The sequence below is a fragment of the Enterobacter sp. 04-C-12-SI-ECC genome, from assembly GCF_047530715.1.
GTDB classification, from domain to species: domain Bacteria; phylum Pseudomonadota; class Gammaproteobacteria; order Enterobacterales; family Enterobacteriaceae; genus Enterobacter; species Enterobacter bugandensis.
Map to the genome: position 1 here is coordinate 1 of NZ_JBLKDI010000015.1, position 12847 is coordinate 12847.

At 58.1% G+C, this 12847-nt stretch carries 8 protein-coding genes and 1 tRNA gene; 3 read left to right on the forward strand and 6 right to left on the reverse strand.

Annotated features, from left to right (window positions below; translation table 11 throughout):
- Positions 1 to 80 (forward strand) — tRNA-Ser (locus ACMWL8_RS17465).
- Between the two features lie 294 nt (positions 81 to 374).
- Here ACMWL8_RS17465 and phoH read toward each other — a convergent pair.
- The 4 genes from phoH to efeU form a co-directional block, all read right to left on the reverse strand.
- Complete coding sequence (gene phoH / locus ACMWL8_RS17470; RefSeq protein ID WP_024908976.1) at positions 375 to 1163, reverse strand: phosphate starvation-inducible protein PhoH; 789 nt, start codon at positions 1161 to 1163, stop codon at positions 375 to 377.
- 499 nt (positions 1164 to 1662) lie between these two features.
- Positions 1663 to 2946 carry an iron uptake transporter deferrochelatase/peroxidase subunit gene (efeB, locus tag ACMWL8_RS17475; RefSeq protein ID WP_045261665.1) on the reverse strand — a complete coding sequence of 428 codons (1284 nt, stop codon included), beginning with the start codon at positions 2944 to 2946 and terminating at the stop codon, positions 1663 to 1665.
- Positions 2947 to 2951: 5 nt separating this feature from the next.
- The gene (gene efeO, locus ACMWL8_RS17480) at positions 2952 to 4079 is read right to left on the reverse strand and encodes an iron uptake system protein EfeO (RefSeq protein WP_414751607.1); all 1128 of its coding nucleotides are present in this window, start codon (positions 4077 to 4079) and stop codon (positions 2952 to 2954) included.
- Between the two features lie 40 nt (positions 4080 to 4119).
- On the reverse strand, positions 4120 to 4953 hold the full coding sequence (efeU, locus tag ACMWL8_RS17485; RefSeq protein ID WP_028012665.1) for an iron uptake transporter permease EfeU: 834 nt from the start codon (positions 4951 to 4953) through the stop codon (positions 4120 to 4122).
- 251 nt (positions 4954 to 5204) lie between these two features.
- Here efeU and ACMWL8_RS17490 point away from each other — a divergent pair, with 251 nt between their 5' ends.
- Positions 5205 to 6389, forward strand: coding sequence for a NupC/NupG family nucleoside CNT transporter (locus ACMWL8_RS17490; protein WP_045261666.1), 1185 nt, complete (start codon positions 5205 to 5207; stop codon positions 6387 to 6389).
- 48 nt (positions 6390 to 6437) lie between these two features.
- On the opposite strand, the gene ACMWL8_RS17495 is transcribed toward ACMWL8_RS17490, so the two are convergent.
- Together ACMWL8_RS17495 and putP are read right to left on the reverse strand one after the other, a co-directional pair.
- The gene (locus ACMWL8_RS17495) at positions 6438 to 6857 is read right to left on the reverse strand and encodes a DUF3574 domain-containing protein (protein WP_045261667.1); all 420 of its coding nucleotides are present in this window, start codon (positions 6855 to 6857) and stop codon (positions 6438 to 6440) included.
- A gap of 70 nt (positions 6858 to 6927) precedes the next feature.
- The gene (gene putP, locus ACMWL8_RS17500) at positions 6928 to 8436 is read right to left on the reverse strand and encodes a sodium/proline symporter PutP (protein WP_045261668.1); all 1509 of its coding nucleotides are present in this window, start codon (positions 8434 to 8436) and stop codon (positions 6928 to 6930) included.
- A 422-nt stretch (positions 8437 to 8858) separates the two neighbouring features.
- Here putP and putA point away from each other — a divergent pair, with 422 nt between their 5' ends.
- Positions 8859 to 12821, forward strand: coding sequence for a trifunctional transcriptional regulator/proline dehydrogenase/L-glutamate gamma-semialdehyde dehydrogenase (gene putA / locus ACMWL8_RS17505; RefSeq protein WP_045261669.1), 3963 nt, complete (start codon positions 8859 to 8861; stop codon positions 12819 to 12821).
- The last annotated feature ends 26 nt before the right edge of the window (positions 12822 to 12847 follow it).

The window sequence follows — 12847 nt, forward strand, 5'->3', positions numbered from 1 at the left end:
GTCCGAGTGGCTGAAGGAGCACGCCTGGAAAGTGTGTATACGGCAACGTATCGGGGGTTCGAATCCCCCCCTCACCGCCATATTTGAAGAAGAGCTCGCATGAAAATGCGGGCTTTTTTTTTCGCATATTGCACGCCTGTGGGGGGATGAGAACCCCCGACCGGGGTTCGACAACTGGCGCAGCCAGTTGGACAGACTGTGAGCAAAGCGAACAGGCTGCCCGCAGGGCGAGCGAAGCGAGTCAATCCCCCCCGGTGCTATATTCAGCTCGGTGCGGCCTGAGACCCTCACCCTAACCCTCTCCCCAGGGGCGAGGGAATAAATTGCACATAAAACAAAGCCCGGTTTCCCGGGCCTTGAACACAACAGCAAACTCAGTAATACGCTTGCAGCGTGCGCTGACAGAGTGCCGAGCGCACGCAGTCCTCTTTGGTGAAGCGTACCACCCCAATCATCTCATCTTCCTCAAAACGTGACATGGCGTCGCTGAGGCCGGACTTCACGCCCGACGGCAGGTCACACTGGGTAATATCGCCGTTGACGATAACCGTCACGTTCTCCCCGAGGCGCGTTAAAAACATCTTCATTTGCGCAGCGGTCACGTTCTGAGCCTCGTCGAGAATAACGACCGCATTTTCAAATGTACGTCCGCGCATATAGGCGAACGGCGCGATTTCCACCTTGCCAATCTCTGGTCGCAGGCAGTACTGCATAAAGGATGCACCCAGTCGCTTCACCAGCACGTCATAGACGGGCCTGAAGTACGGAGCAAACTTCTCCGAAATATCGCCGGGCAGGAAGCCGAGATCTTCATCAGCTTGCAGTACAGGACGGGTAACAATAATGCGCTCCACATCCTTATGGATCAGCGCTTCCGCTGCTTTGGCTGCACTGATCCAGGTTTTCCCGCATCCGGCTTCACCGGTTGCAAAGATGAGCTGTTTACTCTCGATAGCATTCAGGTAGTGCGCCTGAGCCTCATTGCGCGCCACAATTGGAGAATTATCACGGCTGTCTCTGGCCATGCCAATTGCTTCTACGCCACTCATCTGCACAAGCGAGGTGACCGATTCTTCTTCACGCTGTTTATGGCTACGTGAGTCCCGTCTCAGCACACGTTTTGCTTCGCGACGAGCTTTGATCACTGCTTTTTGTCTTCCCATGGATAGCACCTTGAGTTGTTGGTATTCATCACACGCGCCAGCTTCGGCACGATTATGCGCACGAACATCAGAGGGTTGGCTTCCTTGTAAGCCATTGCTTGCTTTATCAGATGACGATACAGAACGGCTACGCGCACCGGTCTGCACGTCGGTCGAATCAGGTTCTTGAGATGTGGGGGAGAATTTAGTGGTGAGGAAATCGCTGCCGGAGTCTGAGCCTCCGCGCCGGGTGCTGCGGTTGTTATGTTTACCTTGTCCAGTACAGGACGCAACCATTCGCGATCTCCATAGTGATTCAGCATCACTGCCGGGAACTACCGCTGTCTTATCTTAAGTACATCAGGAGTTATCATAAATGCAACATTTATTTTACCTGAATGCAACTTTTAAGACTGTTCCTGCAGCGGAATCAGTCTTATATATGAATATTACAGAAATATAACAATAAGATAGTCATATGAAAAAATAATGTCCCCGCGAACTATCGCAGGGACGATTATCAGGCTTCCATCAGACCTTGTGCGAGATACGCGCCAGCATCGCGCGCGCCGGGCAGGGCAAAGAAATAGCCGCCGCCGATGGGCTTAATGTACTCTTCCAGCGCTTCGCCGTTTAACCGCTTCTGCACGGTCAGGAAGCCTTTCTCCAGATCGTGCTGATAGCAGACGAACAGTAGCCCCATATCAAGCTGGCCGGAATTGGTCACGCCCAGCGAATAGCTGTAGCCACGGCGCATCATCAGGCTGGACTGCGTCTCTTTGGTGCGGGGGTTGGCAAGGCGAATATGGCTGTCGAGCGCGATAACGTCGCCATCCGGGTCGTTCGCGTAGTCCGGCACATCATGCTCGTGCTTCATGCCCAGCGGCGCCCCGCTCTGCTTGTCGCGGCCAAAAATCGTCTGCTGCTCTTTCAACGGCGTGCGGTCCCAGAACTCCACGTGGAACTGAATAATGCGCACAGCCTGGTAGCTGCCGCCCACAGCCCATGCGGGTTCCCCCTGATCTGCCGTCACCCACACCACGTCTTTCATCAGCGCCGCATCGCTGCTGTCCGGGTTGGCCGTGCCGTCCTTAAAGCCCAGCAGGTTAACCGGCGTCTCTTTGCCTTTGCTGCGGGCGGCGTGGTCAGAGATAAACCCTTCCCGCTTCCAGCGCACGCTCAGCAGATCCGGCGTGTGCTTGATGATATCGCGCAGGGCGTGGATCACCGTGTCCTGGGTATTGGCACAAATCTGCAGGAGCAGATCGCCGTGGCACAGCGCCGCGTCGAGGGAGTCATTCGGGAAGCGCGTCATCTTCTGCAGCGCGTTCGGCTTCTGTTTTGCCAGGCCGTAGCGGCCGTCAAACAGCGACTCCCCTACCGACACGGTAATGGTCAGGTTATCCGGCGCGATAAACGCCCCGAGGATACCGGAATCCATCGGCGGCAGACGCGGGTTCGGCGTATCCGGTGCCGGCCCGCCCGCGGTAAGAAACGCGATGCGCGCCGTCAGCAGGCGGAACAGACGCTCCAGATCCGCCTTATCGCTGGCCAGCGAATCAAAGGCCACCAGCATCATGGAAGCCTGCTGCGGCGTGAGAATACCCGCCTGGTGCGCGCCATAAAACGGCTGGGTCTCCATGCGGGCATCCGGCGAGAGCGTACCGGGTGCGCTCTGCGGTTTCGCCGCATGCGCCACCGGGCAACCTCCCGCCAGGGCAAACGCGCCGCCCAGCGCCCCTACCCCTTTTAACAACCGACGCCGTGAAGGTTCAGCGACGTCGTACTCGTCATGCTTGTTCATCGTGCTTAGTCCAGACCCAGTACGCCGCGCAGCAGGGAGAGATCTTCCGCCAGCGTCGTAATCGGGCCTTTCAGCGCGTTACGGTCGGCGTCGGTCAGCTTGTCGTAGGTTTCGAACCCGTCTTTGGTACGGTACTTCGCCAGGATGGTATCGACCTTTTTGAAGTTGGCATCTACTTTCGCCAGCAGTTCGCCGTTCTCTTTCTGCAGCTGAGGACGCAGCAGCTCGACAATCTTCTGCGCACCGTCGACGTTGGCCTGTAAGTCCCACAGGTCAGTGTGGCTGTAGCGATCTTCTTCACCGCTGATTTTGCTCGCGGCCACTTCTTCAATCAGACCGGCCGCGCCGCCCACCACCTTCGACGGCGGGAAGGCAAGCTCGCTGATGCGCTTTTGCAGCTCCAGCACGTCGGTGTTCAGCTGCCCGGCGTATTTCTCCATTCCTTTGGTGGAGTTATCGCCAAACAGGGCTTTTTCCAGACGGTGGAAGCCGGTGAATTTCGGATCGGCGGCCTTCTGCTCGTAGTCATCTTCGCGGGCATCAATGCTGCCGTCGAGGTCAGAGAACAGCTCGGCAATCGGCTCGATGCGCTCGTAGTGCTGACGGGTTGGCGCGTACAGGGATTTCGCTTTTTCGATATCGCCCGCTTTCACGGCGTCGGTGAAGGCTTTGGTACCCGTGACCAGGTCCGCCGTCTCTTTGGTGACGTAGGCTTTATAGGCGGTGATAGCGTCGCCCAGGCTCAGCAGGGCCGTGCCTTTGGCCGCGTCCGCCGTCGCTGCACCTTTGACGATCAGCTTGCCTTTAGGGTTGGTCAGCAGGCCGCAGGTCATGTCGTATTCACCCGGCTGCAGGTTGGCGGTCATCTTCTGACTGAAGCCTGGCGCGATGTTCTCGCGCTCTTCCACCACCATCACGCCTTTGAGGATCTCCCACTCCAGCGCCTTCTGGCTGTGGTTCTGAATGATAAACTGGGTTTTACCGCTGTTAACCGTGATGGTCATCGGCTCACACTGCTTATCGTTAACGGTGACTTTTACCTGCGGAATATCCGCAGCCTGCGCAGCGAATGCAGAAGCGAACAGCGCGGCAATGCCTGCGCACAATGCACTACGACGAAACTGAATTGCCATGACTCTTCCCTTAAAAAGTATGTTGTAACTAAAACAATAATTACGGCGCAACGCGCGACGCCTGCGAACCGGTACGCGGCGGCATCGCGAACAGCACCAGCGCCGGAACCAGATAGATAAAGTACATCGCCACTTCGCTGACGCTCGGCGTTTCCTGGTAGCCGAAGATGCCTTCGAGCAGGGTGCCGGTCAGTGAATGGGTGGAGAGAACGTTGCTAAGATCGAACGCCACGTCCTGGAAGTGGTTCCACAGGCCCGCCTCGTGGAAGGCGCGGATCGCCCCTGCCGCCAGCCCCGCGGCCACCAGCAGAATGAACAGGCTGGTCCACTTAAAGAAGGCGCCCAGGTTGAGGCGAATGCCGCCCCAGTAGAGCAGAAAGCCCAGCACCACCGCCGTTGCCAGACCGAGCATAGCGCCCAGCGGCGGCCAGATGCCCACGTCCTGCTGGAATGCCGCCAGCAGGAAGAAAACCGATTCCAGACCCTCGCGCGCCACGGCGAAAAAGACCATCATGATCAGCGCCCAGCCGTGGTGATTCCCCTTCTGCAGGGCGTTATCCACCGCCTGCTCCAGCTGCACCTTCACGTTGCGGGAAACTTTGCGCATCCAGAAGACCATCCACGTCAGGATGAACACCGCAATCACGGCGACGATACCTTCAAACAGCTCCTGCTCTTTCTGCGGGAATTCGCCGGTGGTTTCATTGATGAGGATACCTAAGCCCAGGCAGAGCGCCGCGGCAAGGAATACGCCAACCCACATCACGCCAATCCAGCGCCCACGCTGGGTGCGCTTCAGATAGCTGGCGATAAGGCTGACAATCAGGGCCGCTTCAAGGCCTTCACGTAACATAATGAGAAATGGAACAAACATGCCGACACCTTAAATGTTTATCGCGGTCAACTGATGCAAAGAAAGGTAAATTCTTGTGATAGTGATTATCATTACGGCGAAAGGAAACACAAGCGAAATATGTGGTGATTTGATGACGAGTTGTAAACGCAAAGCCTGTTAATAGTTGCCGCCGTTACCGTTAAGTTTATAAGTTATAATAAAAATGCCCATTTACGGTTAACCAGTGCTGTGGCTAAATATCCGCCTCAAAAACCAACCGAAAATATCCCATGTTTAAGATTGTCCATTTCCTGCTGGCGCTGGTGATTATTCTTGCGCTTGCCTGGCTGGTGAGTTTCGACCGCCGAAAAATTCGCATTCGTTATGTTTTCCAGCTGATTGTTATTGAAATTGCCCTGGCGTTCTTTTTCCTGCACGCCGAAAGCGGGCTATTCCTGATTAAATACGTTTCCGGCTTCTTTGAGTCACTGCTTAAATTTGCCTCGGAAGGGACGAATTTCGTCTTTGGCGGAATGGGAGAAAAAGGGCTGGCGTTTATTTTCCTCGGCGTGCTGTGTCCGATTATTTTTATTTCCGCACTGATTGGTATTCTCCAGCACTGGCGGATCCTGCCGATTTTTATTCGAATCATCGGGACGCTGCTGTCAAAGCTGAATGGCATGGGCAAGCTGGAATCGTTCAACGCGGTGAGCTCGCTGATCCTCGGCCAGTCGGAAAACTTCATTGCCTATAAAGGCGTGCTGGGGGATCTCTCCTCGCGTCGTTTGTTCACCATGGCGGCCACGGCCATGTCGACGGTATCCCTGTCGATTGTCGGTGCCTATATGACCATGCTCGACGCCAAATTTGTCGTTGCCGCGCTGATCCTGAACATGTTCAGCACCTTTATTATTCTCTCGGTCATTAACCCGGTACGTCCGGAAGCCGAGCCGGATATCAAGCTGGAAAAACTGCATGAATCCCAGAGCTTCTTTGAAATGCTGGGCGAGTATATTCTGGCCGGTTTTAAGGTGGCGATGATTATTCTGGCGATGCTGATTGGCTTTATCGCCCTCATCAGCGCCGTTAACGCCCTCTTCTCCAGCGTATTCGGCATGAGCTTCCAGCAGATCCTGGGCTATGTGTTTTATCCGCTGGCGTGGCTTATCGGGATTCCGCTCAGCGATGCGTTAAACGCGGGCAGCATTATGGCAACCAAGCTGGTGGCGAATGAATTTGTAGCGATGATTGAGCTGCAAAAAATTGCTCATGAAATGTCACCGCGCGGGCTGGGTATTTTGTCCGTCTTCCTGGTGTCGTTTGCCAACTTCGCCTCCATCGGCATCGTCGCCGGGGCGATAAAGGGGCTGAACGAGCAGCAGGGCAACGTGGTGTCGCGGTTTGGTCTGCGCCTGGTATACGGTGCGACGCTGGTGAGCCTGCTGTCGGCGAGCTTTGCGGGATTAGTGCTGTAAATAGCTTTGCTACAAAACAACAACGGCGGGTTATCCCGCCGTTTTTTATTAAAACTGTACGCACACCGGCTGGTCGACACGCATCACCGATTCCTGCGCGAAACGAGACTTATAGATCCCGCGCAACGCTTCGATGTTCTTCTCGCTCTGCGCATCTTTACCGTGGATAAGCATTAACGCTTTGCTGGATTCACGCGCCACTTTCCCGTCGTTCCCCAGCCACTGCCCCCGCGCATCAAACACCGTTAAGCCATCGCGAAAACGCGGCGTCACGTCCTGGTCAACAAACTGCTGCCACTCGCTGCCGGTGATCTGCGACCCTGCCGGGCGGTTCAAGCCAAAATAGAGCGTGGTCTGCTGCATCTGGTTATCCGCTTTGCAGGTCTCCACCGCCGCACGCTGCGAGGGTGCGTTACAACCCGCCAGCAGCATTAATGCTGCCACCATTAACCCTGTTTTAATCATCATTTATCATCTCGAACTGGTGAACGGTCTGTCCCCTCCCCCATTCTGGGAGAGGGTTAGGGTGAGGGGAAAATTATTCTGCCTGAAGCTTAGTCGGCGGCGCAGTGTGGTAGTGCGCATCCGCTTCCGCAAAGCGCTTCTGCATAGAGGCAGACGGCGCTTTACCCAGCAGGCTGAACACCACAATACCGATGCTGCCGAAGATGAAGCCCGGAATGATTTCGTACAGGCCCAGCCACGCGAACTGCTTCCAGACGATGACGGTCACCGCACCGATGATCATCCCCGCCAGCGCGCCGTTGCGGGTCATGCGTGACCACATGACGGAGAACAGCACCACCGGCCCAAACGCGGCACCGAAGCCCGCCCACGCGTAGCTCACGAGACCCAGCACGCGGTTTTCCGGGTTGGCTGCCAGCGCAATGGCCACCAGCGCCACCACCAGCACCATAAAGCGCCCTACCCACACCAGCTCTTTCTGGCTCGCATTTTTACGCAGGAAGGCCTTGTAGAGGTCTTCGGTGATTGCACTGGAGCAAACCAGCAGCTGACAGCTCAGGGTGGACATCACCGCCGCCAGGATCGCGGAGAGCAAAATACCGGCAATCCACGGGTTAAACAGAATCTGCGCCAGCTCGATGAACACGCGCTCGGCGTTCTGGTTCACCGCGCCCGCCTGCGCCGGGTTATTGCTGAAGTAGGCAATACCGAAGAAGCCGACCGCACACGCGCCCGCCAGACACAGGATCATCCACGTCATGCTAATGCGACGTGCATGAACGATGGTGTGGTGAGAATCCGCCGCCATAAAGCGCGCCAGAATGTGCGGCTGACCGAAGTAGCCCAGCCCCCAGCCCATCAGGGAGACGATGGCAACGAAGTTCAGTCCTTTCAGCATGTCGACGTTTTCGATGCTCTTCTGCTTGATCACTTCCAGTGAATCGCCAAAGCCGCCAACGGTGAAAATCACAATCACCGGGGTCAGGATCAGGGCGAAGATCATCAGGCTCGCCTGCACGGTGTCGGTCCAGCTGACGGCCAGGAAGCCGCCCACGAAGGTATAGAGGATGGTTGCCGCCGCACCGGCCCACAGGGCGGTTTCGTAGCTCATGCCGAAGGTGCTTTCGAACAGACGGGCGCCCGCCACGATGCCGGAGGCACAGTAGATGGTGAAGAACAGCAGGATTACCACCGCGGAGATAATGCGCAGGATGCGGCTGTTATCTTCAAAGCGTCCAGTGAAGTAATCCGGCAGCGTCAGGGCGTTGTTGTTGGCTTCGGTGTGTACGCGCAGACGGCCTGCCACCAGCTTCCAGTTGATCCACGCGCCGACGGTCAGGCCGATGGCGATCCAGCTTTCGGAAATACCAGAGATGAAAATCGCGCCCGGCAGCCCCATCAGCAGCCAGCCGCTCATGTCGGATGCGCCCGCAGAGAGCGCGGTGACCATTGGGCCTAAGCTGCGCCCGCCAAGGATGTAGTCGTCAAAGTTTTTAGTGGAACGCCATGCCAAAAACCCTATCAGGATCATGCCAAAAATATAAACGAGAAATGTCACCAGCATCGGTGTGCTAATAGCCATTCAAATTCTCCAAAATGTCGAGCGACAACCGTCCGGGTTGCCTTGTTATGTCATCACCTGAACGTAGTGATGTGTGTATGTGTTTCCGTTGGGCGCGCTATCCTGCCGTATACGCTTCCCACTGACAAACGATTTAACACTGCATTTACATGAATTTCATCCCTGGTTTTATACGTCTTTCCTATAGGTTGCACTCGCTCACATTTATACGGGTTGCACCTTTGAAAAGTGTTAAGCACCGCATAAAACCAGGCTTCGTATGCAGAAGCCAGCGCTTTTTTCCAGCTAACTATTCGTTAACAATCCATTCATTTTCCAGCTTGCAAACCAGGTCACATTTAACACGGTTGCACAAAGTTGCAACATGGTGGATATTTCACGCTATCAACAGAACGCTATTACAGAACAACAGGAGTTTTGGCATGGGGATGACCACCATGGGGGTTAAGCTGGATGACGCGACCCGCGAACGGATTAAGACCGCAGCAACCCGCATTGATCGCACACCGCACTGGTTAATCAAGCAGGCGATTTTTAACTATCTGGAAAGGCTGGAGAGTGAAGACGGCCTGCCGGAGCTGCCTGCCCTGCTGGCAGGCGCAGCGAACGAAAGCGAAGACGCCGCGACGGCGGTGGAAGAGAACCACCAGCCGTTCCTCGAATTCGCCGAGCAGATCCTGCCGCAGTCCGTCAGCCGCGCCGCCATTACCGGGGCTTACCGCCGCGCCGAAACCGACGCCGTGCCAATGCTGCTGGAGCAGGCCCGCCTGCCGGAAGCCATTGCCGCCCAGGCGCACAGCCTGGCGTATCAGTTAGCCGACAAGCTGCGCAACCAGAAAACCGCCACCGGCCGCGCCGGGATGGTGCAGGGCCTGTTGCAGGAGTTCTCCCTCTCCTCACAGGAAGGCGTGGCGCTGATGTGCCTGGCGGAAGCGCTGCTGCGTATTCCGGATAAAGCTACCCGCGACGCGCTGATCCGCGACAAGATCAGCAACGGCAACTGGCACTCCCACATTGGCCGCAGCCCGTCGCTGTTCGTCAACGCCGCCACCTGGGGTCTGCTGTTTACCGGCAAGCTGGTCTCCACCCATAACGAAGCCAACCTGTCACGCTCTCTGAACCGCATTATCGGCAAGAGCGGCGAGCCGCTGATCCGCAAGGGCGTGGACATGGCGATGCGCCTGATGGGCGAGCAGTTCGTCAACGGGGAAACCATTGCCGAAGCGCTGGCGAATGCCCGCAAGCTGGAAGACAAAGGTTTCCGCTACTCCTATGACATGCTGGGCGAAGCGGCGCTCACCGCCGCCGATGCGCAGGCCTACATGGTCTCTTACCAGCAGGCGATCCACGCCATCGGTAAAGCATCCAACGGTCGCGGTATTTATGAAGGCCCGGGCATCTCTATTAAGCTCTCTGCCCTACACCCGCGCTACAGCCGTGCGCAGTATGACCGGGTGATGGAAGAGCTCTATCCGCGCCTGAAGTCCCTGACCCTGCTGGCGCGCCAGTATGACATCGGCATCAACATCGACGCCGAAGAGGCTGACCGTCTGGAGATCTCCCTCGATCTGCTGGAAAAACTGTGCTTCGAACCGGAACTGGCGGGCTGGAACGGGATTGGTTTCGTTATTCAGGCCTACCAGAAACGCTGTCCGTTCGTCATTGATTACCTGATTGACCTGGCCAGCCGCAGCCGTCGCCGCCTGATGATCCGCCTGGTGAAAGGCGCCTACTGGGACAGCGAAATCAAACGCGCCCAGATGGAAGGTCTGGAAGGCTATCCGGTCTATACCCGCAAGGTCTACACCGACGTCTCTTACCTCGCGTGCGCGAAAAAACTGCTCGGCGTGCCGAACCTGATTTATCCGCAGTTCGCGACCCACAACGCCCATACCCTGGCGGCCATTTACAGCCTGGCCGGGCAGAACTACTATCCGGGCCAGTACGAGTTCCAGTGCCTGCACGGCATGGGCGAACCGCTGTACGAGCAGGTTACCGGGAAAGTGGCGGACGGCAAGCTGAACCGCCCGTGCCGCATCTATGCCCCGGTGGGCACCCACGAAACCCTGCTGGCGTACCTGGTGCGTCGTCTGCTGGAGAACGGGGCGAACACCTCCTTCGTTAACCGCATCGCAGACACCACGCTGCCGCTCGACGAACTGGTGGCCGATCCGGTGCAGGCCGTAGAGAAGCTGGCGGCGCAGGAAGGCCAGATTGGTCTGCCGCATCCGAAAATTGCCCTGCCGCGCGAGCTGTACGGCGCGGGCCGCGTCAACTCGGCGGGCCTGGATCTGGCGAACGAACACCGTCTGGCGTCGCTCTCCTCTGCCCTGCTCAACAGCGCATTGCAGAAGTGGCAGGCCAAACCGATCCTTGAGCAGTCCGTTGAGGACGGTGAAATGCAGCCGGTGATCAACCCGGCAGAGCCGAAGGACATCGTCGGCTACGCGCGTGAAGCAACCGAAGCGGAAGTGGAACAGGCGCTGGAGAGCGCGGTGAACAACGCGCCAATCTGGTTCGCCACCCCGCCGCAGGAGCGTGCCGCCATCCTGGAGCGCGCCGCGGTGCTGATGGAAGATCAGATGCAGCAGCTCATCGGCATTCTGGTGCGCGAAGCGGGGAAAACCTTCAGCAACGCCATCGCCGAAGTGCGTGAGGCGGTCGACTTCCTGCACTACTACGCCGGTCAGGTGCGCGATGATTTCGACAACGAAACGCACCGTCCGCTCGGTCCGGTGGTCTGTATCAGCCCGTGGAACTTCCCGCTGGCGATCTTCACCGGCCAGATTGCCGCCGCCCTTGCCGCAGGCAACAGCGTGCTGGCGAAACCGGCAGAGCAAACCCCGCTGATTGCCGCCCAGGGCATCAACATTCTTCTGGAAGCAGGCGTTCCGGCGGGCGTGGTGCAACTGCTGCCAGGGCGCGGTGAAACGGTGGGCGCCAAACTCACCTCCGATAACCGCGTGCGCGGCGTGATGTTTACCGGTTCGACCGAAGTGGCCTCCCTGCTACAACGCAACATCGCCACCCGTCTGGATGCGCAGGGTCGTCCTACCCCGCTTATCGCCGAAACCGGCGGCATGAACGCCATGATTGTTGACTCCTCCGCCCTCACCGAGCAGGTGGTTGTTGACGTGCTGGCCTCCGCCTTCGACAGCGCCGGTCAGCGCTGCTCCGCCCTGCGCGTGCTGTGCTTACAGGATGACGTGGCTGACCACACGCTGAAGATGCTGCGCGGCGCAATGGCGGAATGCCGCATGGGCAACCCGGGCCGTCTCACCACCGACATCGGGCCGGTGATCGACGCGGAAGCCAAAGCCAACATTGAAAACCATATTCAGGCCATGCGCGCCAAAGGCCGCCCGGTGTTCCAGGCGGTGCGCGAGAACAGCGAAGATGCCCGCGAGTGGCAGACTGGCACCTTCGTGCCACCTACGCTGATTGAGCTGGCAAGCTTCGACGAGCTGAAAAAAGAGGTCTTCGGCCCGGTGCTGCACGTGGTGCGTTACAACCGTAACAACCTCAACGCGCTTATCGACCAGATCAACGCCTCCGGCTACGGCCTAACGCTCGGCGTGCATACCCGTATCGACGAGACCATTGCGCAGGTCACCGGCACGGCCAAAGTCGGCAACCTGTACGTCAACCGCAACATGGTTGGCGCGGTCGTTGGCGTGCAGCCGTTCGGCGGCGAAGGCCTCTCCGGTACGGGTCCGAAAGCGGGCGGTCCGCTCTACCTGTACCGTCTGCTGGCGAACCGTCCTGAGAACGCACTGGGAGTCACCCTGGCGCATCAGGATGCGGAGTATCCGGTGGATACGCAGCTGAAAGCCGTGCTGACCCAGCCGCTGGAGGCGCTGATCGCCTGGGCGGAAAAACGTCCTGAGCTGCGTGCGGTTGCGCAGCAGTACGGCGAGCTGGCGCAGGCCGGTACCCAGCGTCTGCTGCCGGGGCCAACCGGCGAGCGCAACACCTGGACGCTGATGCCGCGCGAGCACGTACTGTGCGTGGCGGATAACGAGCAGGACGCGCTGGTACAGCTAGCCGCGGCGATGGCCACCGGGTGTGAAGTGCTGTGGCCGGACGATGCGCTGCATCGCGATCTCGCCAAACAGCTGCCGAAAGCGGTTTCGGCCCGCATTCGCTTTGCGAAGGCCGATGCCCTGCTGACCCAGCCGTTTGACGCGGTGATCTACCACGGTGATTCCGACCAGCTGCGCGAGCTGTGCGAGCAGGTGGCGGCCCGCAGCGGGGCGATTGTTTCCGTGCAGGGCTTCGCCCGCGGGGAAACCAACCTGCTGCTGGAGCGTCTGTACGTGGAGCGCTCGCTCAGCGTCAACACCGCAGCGGCGGGCGGTAACGCCAGCCTGATGACAATCGGCTAACGCTGTGCTAATAAGGCTCCGGAGAC